General features: G+C 67.6%; 12 protein-coding genes. 5 read left to right on the forward strand and 7 right to left on the reverse strand.

Annotated elements, in window-relative coordinates:
• Window positions 1-420, forward strand: coding sequence for a flagellar export chaperone FliS (locus ACQHGV_RS14500; RefSeq protein ID WP_183949691.1), 420 nt, complete (start codon window positions 1-3; stop codon window positions 418-420).
• 409 nt (window positions 421-829) lie between these two features.
• Here ACQHGV_RS14500 and ACQHGV_RS14505 read toward each other — a convergent pair whose 3' ends face one another.
• From ACQHGV_RS14505 to argH, 5 genes are all read right to left on the reverse strand, one after another.
• The gene (locus ACQHGV_RS14505; RefSeq protein WP_440978716.1) at window positions 830-1,783 is read right to left on the reverse strand and encodes a zinc transporter ZntB; all 954 of its coding nucleotides are present in this window, start codon (window positions 1,781-1,783) and stop codon (window positions 830-832) included.
• Complete coding sequence (locus ACQHGV_RS14510; protein WP_440978717.1) at window positions 1,780-2,553, reverse strand: precorrin-2 dehydrogenase/sirohydrochlorin ferrochelatase family protein; 774 nt, start codon at window positions 2,551-2,553, stop codon at window positions 1,780-1,782. The genes ACQHGV_RS14505 and ACQHGV_RS14510 overlap by 4 nt, the downstream gene beginning before the upstream one ends.
• A gap of 148 nt (window positions 2,554-2,701) precedes the next feature.
• Window positions 2,702-3,964, reverse strand: coding sequence for a diaminopimelate decarboxylase (gene lysA / locus ACQHGV_RS14515; RefSeq protein ID WP_440978718.1), 1,263 nt, complete (start codon window positions 3,962-3,964; stop codon window positions 2,702-2,704).
• Window positions 3,964-4,200 (reverse strand): hypothetical protein, encoded by a 237-nt coding sequence (locus ACQHGV_RS14520; RefSeq protein WP_409789662.1) that lies wholly within the window; start codon window positions 4,198-4,200, stop codon window positions 3,964-3,966. Before ACQHGV_RS14520 ends, lysA begins: the two co-directional genes overlap by 1 nt.
• Window positions 4,197-5,564 (reverse strand): argininosuccinate lyase, encoded by a 1,368-nt coding sequence (gene argH, locus ACQHGV_RS14525; RefSeq protein ID WP_440980217.1) that lies wholly within the window; start codon window positions 5,562-5,564, stop codon window positions 4,197-4,199. The genes ACQHGV_RS14520 and argH overlap by 4 nt, the downstream gene beginning before the upstream one ends.
• 16 nt (window positions 5,565-5,580) lie before the next feature.
• Here argH and ACQHGV_RS14530 point away from each other — a divergent pair, with 16 nt between their 5' ends.
• Window positions 5,581-6,189 carry a TlpA family protein disulfide reductase gene (locus ACQHGV_RS14530; RefSeq protein WP_440978719.1) on the forward strand — a complete coding sequence of 203 codons (609 nt, stop codon included), beginning with the start codon at window positions 5,581-5,583 and terminating at the stop codon, window positions 6,187-6,189.
• A 372-nt stretch (window positions 6,190-6,561) separates the two neighbouring features.
• Here the strand turns inward: ACQHGV_RS14530 and ACQHGV_RS14535 are convergent, their stop codons facing one another.
• Complete coding sequence (locus tag ACQHGV_RS14535) at window positions 6,562-9,507, reverse strand: TonB-dependent receptor domain-containing protein (RefSeq protein WP_440978720.1); 2,946 nt, start codon at window positions 9,505-9,507, stop codon at window positions 6,562-6,564.
• 210 nt (window positions 9,508-9,717) lie between these two features.
• Between ACQHGV_RS14535 and ACQHGV_RS14540 the strand changes: the two genes are divergently transcribed.
• Together ACQHGV_RS14540 and mdoH are read left to right on the forward strand one after the other, a co-directional pair.
• Window positions 9,718-11,232, forward strand: coding sequence for a glucan biosynthesis protein (locus tag ACQHGV_RS14540; protein WP_440978721.1), 1,515 nt, complete (start codon window positions 9,718-9,720; stop codon window positions 11,230-11,232).
• Window positions 11,229-13,028, forward strand: coding sequence for a glucans biosynthesis glucosyltransferase MdoH (gene mdoH / locus ACQHGV_RS14545; RefSeq protein ID WP_440978722.1), 1,800 nt, complete (start codon window positions 11,229-11,231; stop codon window positions 13,026-13,028). Before ACQHGV_RS14540 ends, mdoH begins: the two co-directional genes overlap by 4 nt.
• Before the next feature lie 99 nt (window positions 13,029-13,127).
• On the opposite strand, the gene ACQHGV_RS14550 is transcribed toward mdoH, so the two are convergent.
• Window positions 13,128-14,126: a ligase-associated DNA damage response exonuclease gene (locus ACQHGV_RS14550; protein ID WP_440978723.1), complete on the reverse strand. Its 999-nt coding sequence runs from the start codon at window positions 14,124-14,126 to the stop codon at window positions 13,128-13,130.
• 19 nt (window positions 14,127-14,145) lie between these two features.
• Between ACQHGV_RS14550 and ACQHGV_RS14555 the strand changes: the two genes are divergently transcribed.
• Entirely contained in the window at window positions 14,146-16,557 is a 2,412-nt protein-coding gene (locus ACQHGV_RS14555) for a ligase-associated DNA damage response DEXH box helicase (RefSeq protein ID WP_440978724.1), read from the forward strand.
• The last annotated feature ends 27 nt before the right edge of the window (window positions 16,558-16,584 follow it).

The raw sequence follows: 16,584 nt of genomic DNA on the forward strand, positions 1-16,584 counted from the left end.
ATGACCTATGCGTCCGCCTTTCTCACCGATCCCGCCGCCGTCTATCGCCAGATCGACGTGGTCGGCCGCACCGCGATGGCCGACGGCCCCGCGCTGGTGCAGCTGCTCTACGAGGAACTGATCGCGGCCTTGCGCTCGGCCGCCTGGGCGACCGAACATGGCCAGCTCGCGCGCAAGAGCGAGCGCGTGACCCGGGCCACCGCCATCCTGTTCGCGCTGGAAGCCGGCCTCGACTTCGACAATGGCGGCGAGATGTCGATCACCTTCGCAAAGCTCTATGCCGGCGCGCGCAAGCAGATCGTCGACGGCTCGCTGGGCCAGGACGCCAATGTCTTCCGCGCGGTCGCCGCCAACATGGTCGAGATCGCCGAGGCCTGGGAAACGGTCCGCAAGATGAACGCGGGCAAGGCCGGGAACTGAGTTTCGGGCTGACAATACCCCATCCCCGTTCACGCTGAGCGAAGTCGAAGCGCACGCCCTGCGCTGCGCGACGAAACCCCGCCCCGTGGCCTTCGACTTCGCTCAGACTGAACGGCGCGGAGGATAGGCCGGCGCATCGAACCGAGCCCCGGCCACAATACCCCACCCCCCGTTCACGCTGAGCGAAGTCGAAGCGCACGCCCCGCGCCGCGCCAAGAAACGCCATCCCGTGGCCTTCGACTTCGCTCAGGCTGAACGGTGCGGGGGGAATAGACAGGCGCGTCGAATGGAGCCTCGGCGCAACAACACCCCACCCCCGTTCACGCTGAGCGAAGTCGAAGCGTACGCCCGACGCCATCCCCCGACCTCCTGCTCAGGCCGGACCAGGCTGAGGATCCGCGCCCCCGGCTTATCGCCGGAACCAGTGCCGTTGGACGAAATAGATGACGATCCCTGCAGCGATCAGCGCGCAGGCGCCCAGGATCGCGTCGAACGCCCAGGGTTCGTCGGCATAGGGCAGGTTCTTGACGTTCATCCCGTACAGCCCAGTGATGAAGGTCAGCGGCAGGAACACCATCGCCACGATCGAGATCAGCAGCGCGCGATTGTCGATCTGCTCGGCGCGCATGTCGGTGAGCGTTTCGTGGATCAGCGCAGCGCGCTCGCGAATCGACTCCAGCTCTTCGGCCATGCGCGCGGCGCGGTCGGCGGCGGCGGACAGATGCAGCCGGTCGTCATCGGCCAGCCAGTCGCCGGGCAGCGCCGCCAGCTTTTCCAACGCCGCACGCTGCGGGCTGAGGAAGCGGCGATAGCCGATCGCGGCGACGCGCACCCGGCTGACGGTCCGGCGCAGCTGAAACACGCGATGTTCGTCCAGCTGCTCCTCGCAGGTGTCGAGGTCGTCGCCCAGGCTGGCGACATCGGGGTCGAGATCGCTGGTGATCGCGGTGGCGAAGGCGGTGATCAGGTCGCCCGGATCGGCGACCGTACCGCTCTCGACCTCCTGGCGCACCGTATCGACCGCCAGCAGCGGGCGGCGCGTCACCGAATAGACACGGCCCTTGACCGCCCAGATGCGTACCGAGGCGAGCATGTCCGACCCGTCGAGCGGCTGGCTGCTGCGCCCGCGCATGTTGAGGAACGCCCCCTCGCCCACCGCCTCGCAACGCGGGCGCGTCTCGGCGGCGGTCAGCGCGTCGACGACATAATCGGGCAGATGCGCGGAATCATGCAGCCAGGCCTGCGCATCGGCATTGTTGGTCTCCAGATGCACCCAGACCAGCCGCGCCTTGACCAACACGGCGTCGCGCACGCCGATCGCCTCGGCCCGGCCCTCATCGATGCGATAGGCGAACCCGGTCATGCGCGCGCCGCCATCGACAGATCGACGACCTGCCCCTCGCCCGCATCGGCGGGCAGCGCAGCGCTTTCGATCCGCACCGCATCGGCACGCGCGCGGTCGAGAATGGCGGACGGTACGTCGGCGCGGTGATAGACCCGGTCGGCGGCGGCGAGCGCGCGGGCCTGACGCAGCGTCAGGTTGTCGGGATCGGTCGAGGTCAGCACGAATGCCTCGAGCCGCGCCGCCGGTCGGTCGGCGCTGGCCAGCCAGCCCTCCACATCGGTCTCGCCCGCAAGTGGATCGAGCGCGCCGCCGGGCGACAGCGCCGCACCGATCGCGCGCCGCCGTTCGGCCCCGTCGGGAAAGCGCGCGCGCAAGGCCGAACGGGCGGCAAACAGCCCCTCGGCCAGCGCGCCGAGGTCGGCGGGCAGCAGCGTCTCCAGCCGCTGGCGAAGCGCCGCCGCGAGGCCCGCCGACACGCCGCCCGTCCCGATCGCGACGATCACCGGCCCGCGCTCGACGATGGCGGGCAGGGTGAAGTCGCACGCCGCCGGGCGGTCGACCGCGTTGACCAGTATCCCGCGCGCCTTCAGCCGGGCAATGGCGGCTTGCGCCGCGTCCTCATCCTCGATCGCGACGATGGCGAGGGTGGCGGCGGCGTCCTCCCCCACGACCAGCGCCCCGGCGCGGTCGAGCAGACGCCGCTTGGCCTCGGCCGGCTCGCCCTCGCCCAGCAGGATCACCGGGCGGCCGCCCAGCCGGACGAACAGGGGCAGGCTGTTAAGACTCACCTATTCCTCCCCATCTCCGATGGGGAGGGGGACCACGCCCGCAGGGCGTGGTGGAGGGGCATGACCGGTCCGACTTGCCCCTCCACCATGGCTGACGCAATGGTCCCCCTCCCCAAGCATCGCTTGGGGAGGAATGGGGCGGCGGGCATCACTTCTTCAGCCACTCCGGCACGCGCTCGGCGGCGATGATCGTCTCGGCGGCGATGCGGTCGGCGACGACGGCGTAGCGGTCGCCCTCGACCATCACCTCGGGGACCAGCGGGCGGCTATTATAGGTCGACGCCATGGTCGCGCCATACGCGCCGGCGGTGCGGAACACGGCGAGGTCGCCCGATTGCACCACGTCGATCTCGCGGTTCATGGCGAAGGTGTCGCCCGTCTCGCACACCGGCCCCGCAATATTCGCCATCATCGTCTCGCCGGTCGGCTTCACCGCGACGAAATCATGATAGGCGTCATAGAGCGCCGGCCGCGCGAGATCGTTCATCGCCGCATCGACGATGACATAGGGGTTGGCGACGCCGGGCTTCACCCAGACGACCTCGGTCGCGAGAACCCCGGCATTGCCCGCGATCACCCGGCCGGGCTCGAACATCAGCTCGACATCCCAGTCCCTGGTCACGCGCGCCACCATCTCGCCATAGGCGGCCGGCGCGGGCATCACGTCGCCCGGCTTGTACGGCACGCCCAGGCCACCACCCAGATCGACGCGGCTGATGCGATGTCCCGCCCCGCGCAGCTCGGCGACCAGTTCGCCGACACGCTTATAGGCGGCTTCCAACGGCGCGAGATCGCCCAGCTGGCTGCCGATGTGGCAGGCGACGCCCTTCAGGTCGATGCCGGGCAGCCCCGCCAGCCGATCGAACATGCCGAGTGCCTGGTCGATCGGCACGCCGAACTTGTTCTCTTTCCGCCCCGTCGAGATCTTGGCGTGGGTGCCGGCATCGACGTCCGGGTTCACGCGCAGCGTGGCCGGCGCAACGAGGCCGCGCGCATGCGCCAGCTCGGCGAGCACCGCGCCCTCCTCTTCCAGTTCCAGATTGAACTGGCCGATCCCGGCCTCGAGCGCCGCGACCAGCTCGGCACGGGTCTTGCCGACGCCGGAGAAGACGATGTCCTCCGCCTTCATCCCCGCCGCCAGCGCGCGGCGCATCTCGCCGACCGAGACGACGTCGGCGCCGTACCCTTCGTCGGCCAGCACGCGCAGAACGGCGAGGTTCGGATTCGCCTTGATCGCATAGGCCAGATGCACGCGCGGCAAGGCGCTCAGGCCTTCGCGGAACACCTGCGCATGGCGGCGGAAGGTGGACGCGGAATAGATATAGACCGGCGTACCGACGTCCGCGGCAATCTTGGATACGGGCACATCCTCCACATGGAGTTCGCCGTTCGAAAAGTGAAAATGGTCCATCAGCGGGGGGGCAAATCGAATTCGTCCGAACGCCGTTCCTGCGACTGGGTCATCAGTTCGTCGGAGCGTTGCGGGCGTTGTTGGGGGGTGGGCGTCAGCAATTGCTGCGCCGTCGGACGGGCGCTGGCACCACGCGGCGCGACCGGCAGCGGCTCGCCCTTGGGCGGTTGCAGCCGGTTGGCCGCGCCACAGGCCGACAGGCCGAGCGCGATCATCAGGACGAGCGCCCGCTTCATGGCCGCAGGCCCCGTGCGGTGGCGATGGCGGCGCGGACATTGGCCGGCGCGGTGCCGCCGAAGCTGACCCGGCTGGCGACCGAGGCATCGACCGACAGCACGTCATAGATGCCGTCATCGATCCGCGCGTCGATCGCAGTCAGGTCGTCGATCGACAGCTCGTGCAGCATCACGCCCTTCTCCTCGGCCAGCTTCACGGCGCGGCCGGTGATATGATGCGCCTCGCGGAAGGGGATGCCGCCGACCCGCACCAGCCAGTCGGCCAGATCGGTCGCGGTCGAGAAACCCGCCTCCGCGACGCCGCGCATCCGCTCCGTCCGGAAGGTCGCGCTCTGGATCATGCCGGTCATCGCCGCGATCGACAGCGCCAGCAGGTCGTGCGCCTCGAACACCGGCGGCTTGTCGTCCTGCATGTCCTTGGAATAGGCGAGCGGCAGGCCCTTCATCGTGACCATGAGGCTGGTCATGCAGCCCATGATCCGCCCGGCATGGCCGCGCACCAACTCAGCGGCGTCGGGGTTGCGCTTCTGCGGCATGATCGAGCTGCCGGTCGACCATTGATCGGACAGCGCTACAAAGCCGAAGGGCTGCGACGCCCAGAGCACGAACTCTTCCGCAAGGCGCGACAGATGCAGCGAGCAGTTGGTCGCCGCCTGCAGATAGTCGATCGCGAAGTCGCGGTCGCTGACCGCGTCCAGCGAGTTGCGCGTCGGCGAGTCGAAACCCAGCGCGGCGGCCGTCATATGCCGGTCAACCGGGAAACCCGTCCCCGCCAGCGCCGCCGAGCCGAGCGGACACTGGTTCATCCGCGCGCGCGCATCGGCAAAGCGGCTGGCGTCGCGCACGATCATCTCATGATAAGCCATCAGATGATGGCCCAGCGTTACCGGCTGCGCGGATTGCAGATGGGTGAAGCCCGGCATCACGCTGTCGGCATGCTCTTCCGCACGGGTCAGCAGCGCCTCGCGCAGGGCGCCGAGCGCGGTCAGCGTCTCGTCGATCGCATCGCGCACCCACAGGCGGAAATCGGTCGCCACTTGGTCGTTGCGCGACCGCGCGGTGTGCAGGCGTCCGGCGACCGGGCCGATCAGCTGGCTGAGCTTCGCCTCGGTCTGCATATGGATGTCTTCGAGGGTCAGGTCCTCGGACACGCCGTTCGCGGCATAATCCTCGGCGACCTTGTCCAGCCCGGCGGCGATCGTCGCGGCATCCTCGGTCGAGACGATGCCCTGTTTGCCCAGCATGGCGACATGCGCTTTCGACCCGGCGATGTCCTGTTTCCACAGTCGCTTGTCGAAGGGGATGGACGCGTTTATCTCGCGCATCACCGCGGCGGGACCTTCTGCGAAGCGCCCGCCCCACATTGCGTTGGAGCCGCCCATGTCGTCGCGTACCGTGATCGCCTGTCTCCTGGGGCTGATGGTCGCCGGGTGCGATAAGCAAAGCCCCGCCCCGGAGCAAGCCGCCAACACCGCCAGCGGCGAAGTTTCGAGCGGCGAAGTGACCGACGGCGAAGTCACCGCCGCGCCCGCGCCCGAAGCACCCAAGCCCGCCGGCGCGGTCGACCGTGCCCATAAGGGCAAGGCCGCCCCGACGCTGGGCTTCACCACGCTGGACGGCAAACCGGCGACGCTGGCCGATTTCCGGGGCAAGCCGGTGCTGGTCAATCTCTGGGCGACCTGGTGCGGGCCGTGCGTCGCCGAGATGCCGACGCTCGCGGCCACGGCCGAACGGCTGAAGGGCAAGGTCGCGGTGATCGCGGTCAGCCAGGACCTGGACGGCGCGGCCAAGGTCACGCCGTTTCTGGCGGGTCGCAAGCTCGACGCGCTGCCCGTCTATCTCGACCCCAAGCTGGGGCTGAGCACCCATTACCGTGCCAACCTGCCGACCACGATCCTGTACGACGCGACCGGCAAGGAAATCTGGCGCGTCACCGGCGGCTTCGACTGGGCCGGGGCCGAAGCGCAGAAACTGCTCGCCGAGGTTTAAAGCAGGATGACATGAAGTGAACCCACCCCCCCTTCAGGGGAGGGGCTCGCGTTGATTCCAGACAATGTCATCCCGGTCTAAGGCCCCCTCCCCTACCGCTCCTACGTCCGTTCAGGCTGAGCCCTTCGGCTGGCTGGCAAGCCAGCCGCTCAGGATAAACTTCGGCACATAGCGCCGAAGTCGAAGCCCACGCCCTGCGATCGCCAAGGGTGCCCCGTTCGCTTCGACTTCGCTCAGCGTGAACGGAGGGGTGGGCCAGCACATGCGCAAAAAGAACCCCGCCCGGCCTTCGGGCCGAACGGGGCAGTCTGGGGTTTAGATGCGCACGCCAACTCGTCGAACGGGGGCGACGGGCGCCGCCCCCATCCGGCATCAGAACTCGGCGGTCAGGCCGATGAAGATGGTCCGGCCGACCGCATCGTACAGGCCCGGATAGGTATTGCCGTTGCCGAACGAGGTCAGCAGGCCCTGGGCGATGATCGGCGGGTCCTTGTCGAACAGGTTGTTGACGCCCGCGCGGAAGACGATGCCGTCCTGGACCTTGGCGGTGCCGGCGAGGTCGAAGTAATTATACGCCTTGATCCGGCTGTTGAACGCCGACGGCGTGCCCGACAGGTTCGGATCGGACGAGTTGCTGGTCAGGTTCGTCGCACCGATATAGCGCCAGTTGAGCGACAGCGAGCCGACCTTGGCCGCATCGGTCCAGGTGAAGCGCGCCTGGTGCCGCCATTCGGGCGTCGGCTGGCCGCATACGGGACCGAAGAAACCGACACAGTCATAGGAGCCGAGACCCGGCACCGGCTCGTTGACCAGCTTGCGGTTCCAGTTGCCCTGGAAATCGACGCCCAGCGAACCGGCGCCGCCCAGCGGCTGGAGGTAGCTGAGCCCGAAATCGACGCCCGAGGTGCGCAGCGAGCCGGTATTCTGCGTCGTCGAGACGATATAGCCCTGATCGCCGAAGATGATGCCGCCGCGCGGATCGCGGTTGAACAGCCGGCAGAAGAACGGGTTGCCGGTCTGGATGCACTGGCTGATCGTCTGGTTGACCGAGATCGAGCCGATATAGTCGCGCACGCGGATGTCGTAATAGTCGACCGAGAAGGTCAGGCGACGCAGGAAGCTGGGCGTGAAGACGATGCCCGCCGTGTAGGTGTCGGCGGTTTCGGGGCGCAGCGCCGGGTTGCCGCCGAACTGCGCGGTGCAGGTTTCCGCCGGGCAGTCGGTGATGCGGCCATATTGCGCCTGGGTCACGCCGGTGCGTGCGCACTGGGCGAAGGTCGCGGTCGGCGTCGCGGTGGCGCAGGGGTCCTGCGCGCTGACATTGCCGTTGACCTGCGGCCCGAACAGCTCGGACACGTTGGCGGCGCGGATCGCGCGGTTATAGCTGCCGCGCAGGCGGATGTCGCTGCTCGGCGCCCAGGACAGCTCGGCCTTGTAGGTCGAGACGATCTTGGACAGGTTGCTATAGTCCGATCCGCGATAGCCGGCGTTGAGCGACAGGTCCTTGAAGAACGGCTTGTTCTGGATCAGCGGCACTTCGATTTCGGCGAAGACCTCGTTCACGTCGAACCGGCCCTCGGTTTCCTTCGTCCCCTTTTGCAGGGCGAGCGCGTCGGCCTTGAACTCCAGGCTCTCGTAACGATGCTCGACGCCCAGGACGAGGCCGATGCCGTCGTCCGACCAGGGCGACTTGACGCCGTACGTGCCCAGGTCCGCGCTGATATTGCCGCTGAGCACGGTTTCCTTGTCGATGCCGCGGGTCGAGGTCGGCGCATAGATATAGCCGAAGGCCGCATCCGAGATGCCGTTGAAACGGAAGATGTCGAGCGGAATGCAGTTCGGGTCGGTGCCGTCGATCACCGATTTGCAGGTGGGCGTCCCGTTGCGGTTGACCACCTGGATCGCGCGATTGGCACGGGTGGGATCGATGTCGTTCGAATAGGTCTCGTTGAACAACACCGTCGAGAACAGCGCGTTGGCGTCATAGCGGATGCCCTCGGCGATCTGGCCGCGCACGCCGCCCGAGAAGCGGTAGTCGGTATGGCGCAGATCGTCGCGACGCGGTCGCGCGTTCCCGGCGACCGGGCGATAGCCGATATAGGCCTGTTGCGAGGCGTTGGTGCCATAGGCGTTGCCGCACAGGATCTGCCCCTGCTGCGCGCTCAGGAACGGATTGTCGCAATTGACCGTGTAGGTGAAGCCCTGGAACAGCGCGGAGGGGGCGACCTGCGAATTGGTGCGGTCGTCCATGAACATCACGCTGCCATAGGCCTCGATCGCGGGCGTGACCTCGTACTTGGCGAAGGCACCAGCGGTGTAGCGCGTGTCGTTGCGCTGGAAATAGTTCAGCGGCGCATAATTGTAGCGGAAGCTGGAATCATAGGGGACCCAGGTCCGGTTGCCGTCGCGGGTGTTGTTGAAGCGGCCCGCATCGGCGCTGGGACCGGTGATCGGGTCGAACAGGCCGTACTGGTTGTTGCTCGATCCGCCGCAGGTCAGCGTCGAATTGCCCGCCCCCGCCGGATCGAAGGCGCAGGACGAGACGTCGCGATTGCCCTGCAGCACCGGCTTGGTGTCGCGATAGCCGAAATAGGCGGTCACATTGCCGCGCCCGTCGGGGAAGTTGGTGCCGAAGGCCAAATTGACGTCCAGCTTCTGCCCGTCGAGGATCATCGGCTGGGCCAGGCGGTAATTGGCCTGACGCTGGATGCCGCGCGCGAAGTCGTTGTCGTTCTGGTGCTGGGCAAAGCCATACTGCACATCCGCGCGCACGCCGTTCAGATCGTCGCGCAGGATGAAGTTGACCACGCCCGAAATCGCGTCCGAGCCGTAGACCGCCGAGGCGCCGCCGGTCACCACGTCGACGCGCTTGATCAGCGCGGTCGGCACGAAGTTCAGGTCGTTGGCCTGAACCGGCAGCATGCGCTGGCCGTTGATCAGCACCAGGTTGCGGTTGCTGCCCAGGTTGCGCAGGTTGACGCGCGCGGTGCCGTCCGAACCGTTCGAGCCATTCTCATTGGCGTCCGGCGTCACCTGCGGCAGGCGGTTGAGCACATTCTCGACCTGGACCGCGCCCTGATAGCGGATTTCGGTCGCATCGACGACGGTCAGCGGGCTGTTGCTGGTCAGGTTGGGCCGTTGCAGGCGGGTGCCGGTGACGACGATCGCCTCGCCGTCCTGCCCTGCCGACCCATCGCTGGATACCGTCGCGGCATCGGACGTGGTCGTCTGTTGCTGGGCTTGCGCCGTCGACACCGAGAGCAGCGCAATCGCAATGGCGCCGGCCGAACAGGCCAGCTTCTTGTAATTTCCGGTCACGTATGACCCCCCTCTTTGATCTTATAGGACCAAAGGCTGACCTAAGATCACGTCCATGTCAAATATATTATACCGTATTTAGGATGCTATTTTGGGATGGGAGGTCGGGTGGGCAGCCCCAGGCAACCGATCATCGCATGTTGCGTTGCACCAATGGATCGTTGCGCCCAGCGAACTATCGGACGTGACGAATGACGCTTCAGGGAGCCGATGATGCAGGCTAATCGCCGCGAGCTGGTCGCCGCCTTCGCCATTTTGGGACTGACGCCGGCGATGGCCACCCGCCTCGCCGCGCAGAGTGCCGCGCCGCTGGGCAAGGCGCAGCCCTTTTCCTGGGCGATGCTCCAGAGCCGGGCCGAACAGCTGGCCCGCCAGCCTTATACCCCACAGGCCAAGGTCGATGCGGCCGCCGCGATCGATTATGACGCCGTCGGCACCATCCGCTACCGCGACGACAAGACGCTGGCGGGCGGTATCCGGCTCTTTCCGCTCGGTCGCTATGCCCCCAACCCGGTCGGCATCCATATCGTCGAGGGCGGCACCGCACGCACCGTCCCCTTCTCGGCCGACCTGTTCACCGCCGAGGCCGGTCACGCGCCGCCGCTCGGCATCGCCGGCTTCCGCGCGATGACGGCGGACGGCAAGAGCGACTGGCTGGCGTTCCAGGGCGCCTCCTATTTCCGCACCGCCGGCGCGCAGGACCAGTACGGCCTGTCGGCGCGGGGGATCGCGATCGACACCGGCATCGACGGGCGCGAGGAATTCCCCGCCTTCACCGATTTCTGGATCGAGCGGACGGGGGCGCAGGCCTATACCGTCCATGCCCTGCTCGACGGGCCGAGCGTCACCGGTGCCTATCAGATCGAGTCGGCCAAGGGCGCGAACGGCGTCGAACAGCGCGTGTCCGCCGTCCTGTTCTTCCGCCGCGACGTCGAGCGGCTGGGCATCGCGCCCGCGACCAGCATGTTCTGGTATGGCGAGGGCAATCGCGCCGCCGGCAGCGACTGGCGGCCCGAGATTCACGATTCGGACGGCCTCGCGCTATTGACCGGCGCGGGCGAGCGGCTGTGGCGGCCGCTGGTCAATCCGCCCCGCGCCACCCTCGACAGCTTTGCCGACACCAATCCACGCGGCTTCGGCCTGCTCCAGCGCGACCGGGCGTTCGACCATTATCAGGACGATGGTGCATTTTACGACCGGCGTGCCAATCTGTGGGTCCAGCCACAAGGCGATTGGGGCCGGGGCCAGGTGATGCTCTACGCTTTCCCGACCAATTCGGAGACGGTCGACAATATCGTCGCCTTCTGGAACCCCGCCGATGCGCCCAAGGCCGGACAGAAGCGCCAGTTCGATTACCGGCTGAGCTGGGGTTCGACCGATCCGACGGTGGCGCCCGCCGTGGCGCATGCGGTCGACCAGTGGACCGGCGCCGCCGGCCGCCCCGGTGCCGAGCCGACACCGCGCGCGCGCAAGCTGGTCGTCGATTTCGTCGGCCCGGCGCTGGCGGGGCTCGACCGGCAGAGCGGCGTTGCCGCCGACATCTCGGTCGCGCGGGGCAAGCTGCTGACCCAGGCCGCCTATCCGGTGGTCGGGCAGGCCCATCGCTGGCGGGTGACCGCCGATGTCGCGCCTGAGGGTCAGGGGCCCGCCGATGTCCGCCTGTTCCTGAAGCGGGGGGCCAAGGCGCTGACCGAGACGGTGCTGGCGCCGATCTTCCTGCCATGAACACGTCGCGCGTCATGATGCCCGAACCGGTGCCGCTGGCGATGCCGGTCCAACGGTTCGACGGCCCGCCGCCGCCGCACAACGCACCCGAGCCGCGCCCGGGCATCAACCTGTCCCCCGACGACATATTGACGCGCCGCCTGCTGCTGGTGCTGCTGACCGGGTTGCTGGCCACCGCCGCCTCCGCCTCGGTGAAGGAGGCGTTGCTCAGCGACGGGTTCAGCCTGCTCGACGGGCTGTTGCTGCTGCTGTTCTTTCCGCTGTTCGCCTGGATTTCGTTCGGCTTCGTGACAGCGGCGATCGGCTTCATCCTGCTGATCTCGCGCGCGCATCCGGGCATCACCGCCGCCCCCAAGAACGCCGCGCCGCCGACCGCGCGCACCGCCGTGCTGGTGCCGGTGCACAATGAGGATGTCGACGCGGTCTTCGACCGGATCGCGCGCATGGCGGTCATGATCGACCGCGCGGGCGCGGCCGACCGCTTCGCCTTTTTCGTCCTGTCCGACTCGGGCGAGGCGGCGGAGGACGAGGAGCGTGCCGCCTGGCAATGCTGGGCACCGCGCCTGCGGGTGCCGCTCTATTATCGTCGCCGGACCGAGAATATCGGGCGCAAGCCCGGCAATGTCGCCGAATGGATTCGCAACCATGGCGGCGGGTACGACTTCATGCTGATGCTCGACGCCGACAGCCTGATGGGCGGCGACACCATCGTCGGCATGGCGCAGGTGATGGAGCAGCGCCCGTCGATCGCGCTGTTGCAGACCGTGCCGATGATCATCGGCGCGACGACCTTCTTCCAGCGCTGGATGCAGTTCGCGAGCCGCTTCTACGGGCCGATCTCGACCGCTGGCCTCGTCTGGTGGTCGGGGTCCGAATCGACCTTCTGGGGTCATAACGCGCTGATCCGCATCCGCGCCTTCGCCGAGAGTTGCGGCCTGCCCGACCTGCCCGGCCGGCCGCCCTTTGGCGGCACGATCATGAGCCATGACATGGTCGAGGCGGCGCTGCTCCGCCGGCGCGGCTGGCGGCTGCACATGCTGATGGTCGAGGACAGTTTCGAGGAGTTTCCGCCGACCCTGATCGACCAGGCGGTGCGCGACCGGCGCTGGGCACAGGGCAACATCCAGCATCTGAAGCTGCTGGGGGCGAGCGGGTTCCACTGGATCAGCCGGTTGCAGTTGCTGATCGGCGCCTCGGCCTATCTGATGTCGCCCGCCTGGCTGATCCTGATTGCGACCTCGATCGCGCAAAGCCTGTCCGACGATGCCGCGACGGTGCGCGCGGTCACCTCGACCCAGGTGCTGGTCGTGACGCTGGTCCTGCTGTTCGGGCCGAAGGTGTTGAGCATCATATGGGCGATGGCGGATGCCGAACGGCGGGCGAGCTATGGCGGGGCGAAGGGCATCCTGGCCTCGGTCGCGCTCGACGTGCCGCTGTCGATCCTGACCGCGCCCGTCATCGCGCTCACTCAGACGATCGATCTGATCAACATCGTGCGCGGCAAGCCCTCGGGCTGGAACCCGCAAAGCCGGGTGCGCGACGGCTTGGCGGCGGCGGACGCGATGCCGCGCTATTACTGGCATCTGGGGGTGGGGGCCGCGTTGGTCTTCGTGTCGTTCCTGAACCCGATGCTGGGGGCGTGGCTGTCGCCGGTGACGCTGGGCTTGCTGCTGGCGCCGTGGTTGGCGATGGAGACGGCCAAGGTGCGGCCGGGCGAGCGGCTGGCGAAGAAGGGCGTGTTCGCGGTGCCGGGGTCGGAGGTGGCGGAGCCGGTTCGGCCCTTGGCCTTGGCGTGATTCCCTTGGGCTTCGACTTCGCTCAGCCTGAACGGCTGTTGGCAAAGGACCCAATCCCAAACCCCCGTTCAGCCTGAGCGAAGTCGAAGGCCAAGGGACTCAATCATCCTCATCCTCAAACCCGACCAGCGCCAAGGCCCGCGCCTTCATTTGGCGGGTCTCGCACCAGTGGACCAACGCCTCTTCGCGCCCATGCGTCACCCACACCTCGCGCGGCGCGATTTCGGTCAGTGTCTGGGTCAGTTCGTCCCAATCGGCATGGTCGGATAGGATCAGCGGCAGCTCGACATTCTTCTGCCGCGCACGCTGGCGGACCCGCATCCAGCCGCTCGCCATCGCCGTGATGGGCTCCGGCAGCCGCCGCGACCAGCGATCGTTGAGGGCTCCGGGCGGGCACATGACGACATGCCCCGCCATCTCGGCCTTGGGCGTGTCGGCCACCATGCGAAGCTCGCCCAGATCGACGCCCAGTTCCTGATAGAGCGCGCATAACCGAGCCAAAGCGCCGTGCAGATAGATGGGCGCCTCATGCCCGCGCACGCGCAACTCCGCGATCACCCGCTGCGCCTTGCCCAGCGCATAGGCCCCCACCAGCACGCAGCGCGTCGGATTGGCGTGGAGTCGCGCGATTAGCTTGTCGATCTCGTCGCCCGTTTCGGGATGGCGAAAGACCGGCAGCGCGAAGGTCGCCTCGGTGACGAACACATCGCATTTCACCGGCTCGAACGGTGTACAGGTCGGGTCGGCGCGACGTTTGTAATCGCCCGACACCACCACCCGCTCATTCCGGTAATCGAGCACGATCTGCGCCGATCCCAACACATGGCCCGCAGGTACGAAGCTGACATCCACCTCGCCCAGCCGGATCGTCTCGCCATAGCCGACGCCGACACCGTTCTGCGGGCCGTAGCGCGCCTCCATGATCGCCAGCGTCTCCGGGGTTGCCCAGACGGTGCCATGCCCGCCGCGCGCATGGTCGGCATGGCCGTGCGTCACCAGCGCCTTAGGCTCGGGTTCGGACGGATCGACCCACACATCGGCGGGGGCCACGTAAATCCCGTGTTTATGGGGCTGTATCCAGTCGCCGAGCTTGACCATGATACCTATATCCTTCGGGATGCTCCCCGGTTCCCTTCCCCCCGCCCTGACCGACTGGTTCGCCGCCAAGGGCTGGCATCCGCGTAGCCACCAGCTGGCGATGCTGGAGGAAGCGCGCGCCGGACGCCACGCGCTGCTGGTTGCGACGACCGGTGCGGGCAAGACGCTGGCGGGGTTCTTGCCGACGCTGACCGAGTTGATCGAAAGCCCAAGCGAGGGGCTGCACACGCTCTACGTCTCGCCGCTCAAGGCGCTGGCGGTCGATATCCGCCGCAACCTCGTCACGCCGATCGAGGAGATGGGCCTCGACATCCGGGTCGAGACGCGCACCGGCGACACCTCGTCGGACAAGAAGGCGCGGCAACGGGTGAAGCCACCGCAGATCCTGCTGACCACGCCGGAATCGCTGTCGCTGCTGCTCAGCTACCCGGACGCGGAAACGATGTTTGCCAGCCTCAAGACCATCGTGGTCGATGAGGTCCACGCCTTCGCCACCGGCAAGCGCGGCGACCTCCTGTCCCTGTGCATGGCGCGGCTCCAACGGATCGCCCCCGCCATACGCCGGGTGGCGCTGTCGGCGACGGTGGCGGACCCGGACGGCTATCGCGCCTGGCTCGCACCCGATGGCGACATCGACGCGGTCGGCCTCGTCACCGGCGAGCCCGGCGCGCCGCCGGACATTTCCATCTTGCTGCCGGAGGATCGTATCCCCTGGGCGGGCCATTCGGGCCGTTACGCCGCGAGCCAAGTAATGCGGGTGATCGAGGCGAACCGGACCACCATCCTCTTCTGCAACACCCGCAGCCTGGCCGAGCTGATTTTCCAGGACCTTTGGAAGGCCAACGACAAGAGCCTGCCGATCGGCGTCCATCACGGCTCGCTGTCGCTGGAGGCGCGGCAGAAGGTCGAAGCAGCGATGGCGAACGGCCAGCTCCGCGCGCTGGTCGCGACCGCCAGCCTGGACCTCGGCGTCGACTGGGGCGATGTCGATTGCGTGATCCAGATGGGCGCGCCCAAGGGCTCGTCGCGCCTCCTCCAGCGGATCGGCCGCGCCAATCACCGGCTGGACGAGTCGAGCCGCGCGATCCTGGTCCCCGGCAACCGCTTCGAATATCTGGAAGCCCGCGCCGCGCTCAATGCGGTGGAGGCGGGCGAACTCGACCCCGACCTGTTTCGCCCCGGCGCGCTCGACGTGCTGGCGCAGCATGTCATGGCCTGTGCGTGCGCCGCGCCGTTCGAGCAGGGCGCGCTGCTCGACGAAATCCGCTCGGCCATGCCTTATTCGGCGCTGGACGACGAAACGTTCGAGCGGGTGCTGCGCTTCATCGCGGACGGCGGCTATGCGCTGAAGGCCTATGACCGGTTCAAGCGGCTGGTCCAGCAGCCGGATGGCCTATGGCGCGTCACCCATCCGCAATTCGTCGCCCAACACCGCCTCAACGCCGGGATCATCGTGGAAGCGACGATGCTGAAGGTCCGCTTCCGCAACGGCCGCCAATTGGGCCGGGTCGAGGAAGGATTCGCTGCGACGCTGGCCCCCGGCGACACCTTCTTCTTCGCCGGTCTCAGCTTGGAGGTGGAATCGATCGACGGCGAGGATCTGATCGTCCGCGCCACCTCCCGCCCCGCGCGCATCCCGACCTATGGCGGCAGCCGGATGCCGCTGTCGACCAGCCTCGCCGACCGAGTGCGGGCGTTCCTCGCCGACCGGAAAGAGTGGGATCGTTTTCCCCCGGACGTGCATGACTGGCTGGAGATGCAGGACCGCCGCTCGGTCCTCCCCCGCCCCGGCCAGCTTTTGGTGGAGACCTTCCCGCGCGAGGGGCGGCATTACATGGTCGCCTACAGCTTCGAGGGTTGGAATGCGCATCAGTCGCTGGGGATGCTGATCACCCGGCGGATGGAGGCGCAGGGGTTGAAGCCGCTGGGCTTCGTCGCCAGCGACTATGCGCTCGCCTGTTACGGGCTGGAGAAGGTGACCGATCCGGCGAGCCTCTTCTCCCCCGACATCCTCGAAAACGAGTTCGTCGACTGGGTGCAGCAATCGCATCTGCTCAAGCGGGCCTTTCGCGAGGTCGCGGTGATCGGCGGGCTGGTCGACCGCCAGCATCCCGGCAAGCGCAAGACCGGGCGGCAGGTGACCTTCTCGACCGACCTGATCTACGACGTGCTGCGCAAATACGAGCCGGGCCATCTGCTGCTCCAGGCGGCGTGGGACGATGCCCGGGCGCGGATGACCGATGTCGGGCGGCTGGCGAACCTGCTCGACCGGGCGGGGGGCACGATGCTGCATGTCGATCTGGAGCGGGTGAGCCCGCTGGCGGTCCCGGTGCTGGTGCTGATCGGGCGGGAAAAGGTCGCAACGGGGAGTGCGGATGACGATCTGTTGATCGAGGCGGAAGCCTTGGCAGCGGAGGCGATGGGGGCGTGAGGCGCGTGGCCTTTCCTCTGGCCGCTC

Source organism: Sphingomonas pseudosanguinis (genome assembly GCF_052056765.1).
Taxonomy (GTDB): domain Bacteria; phylum Pseudomonadota; class Alphaproteobacteria; order Sphingomonadales; family Sphingomonadaceae; genus Sphingomonas; species Sphingomonas pseudosanguinis.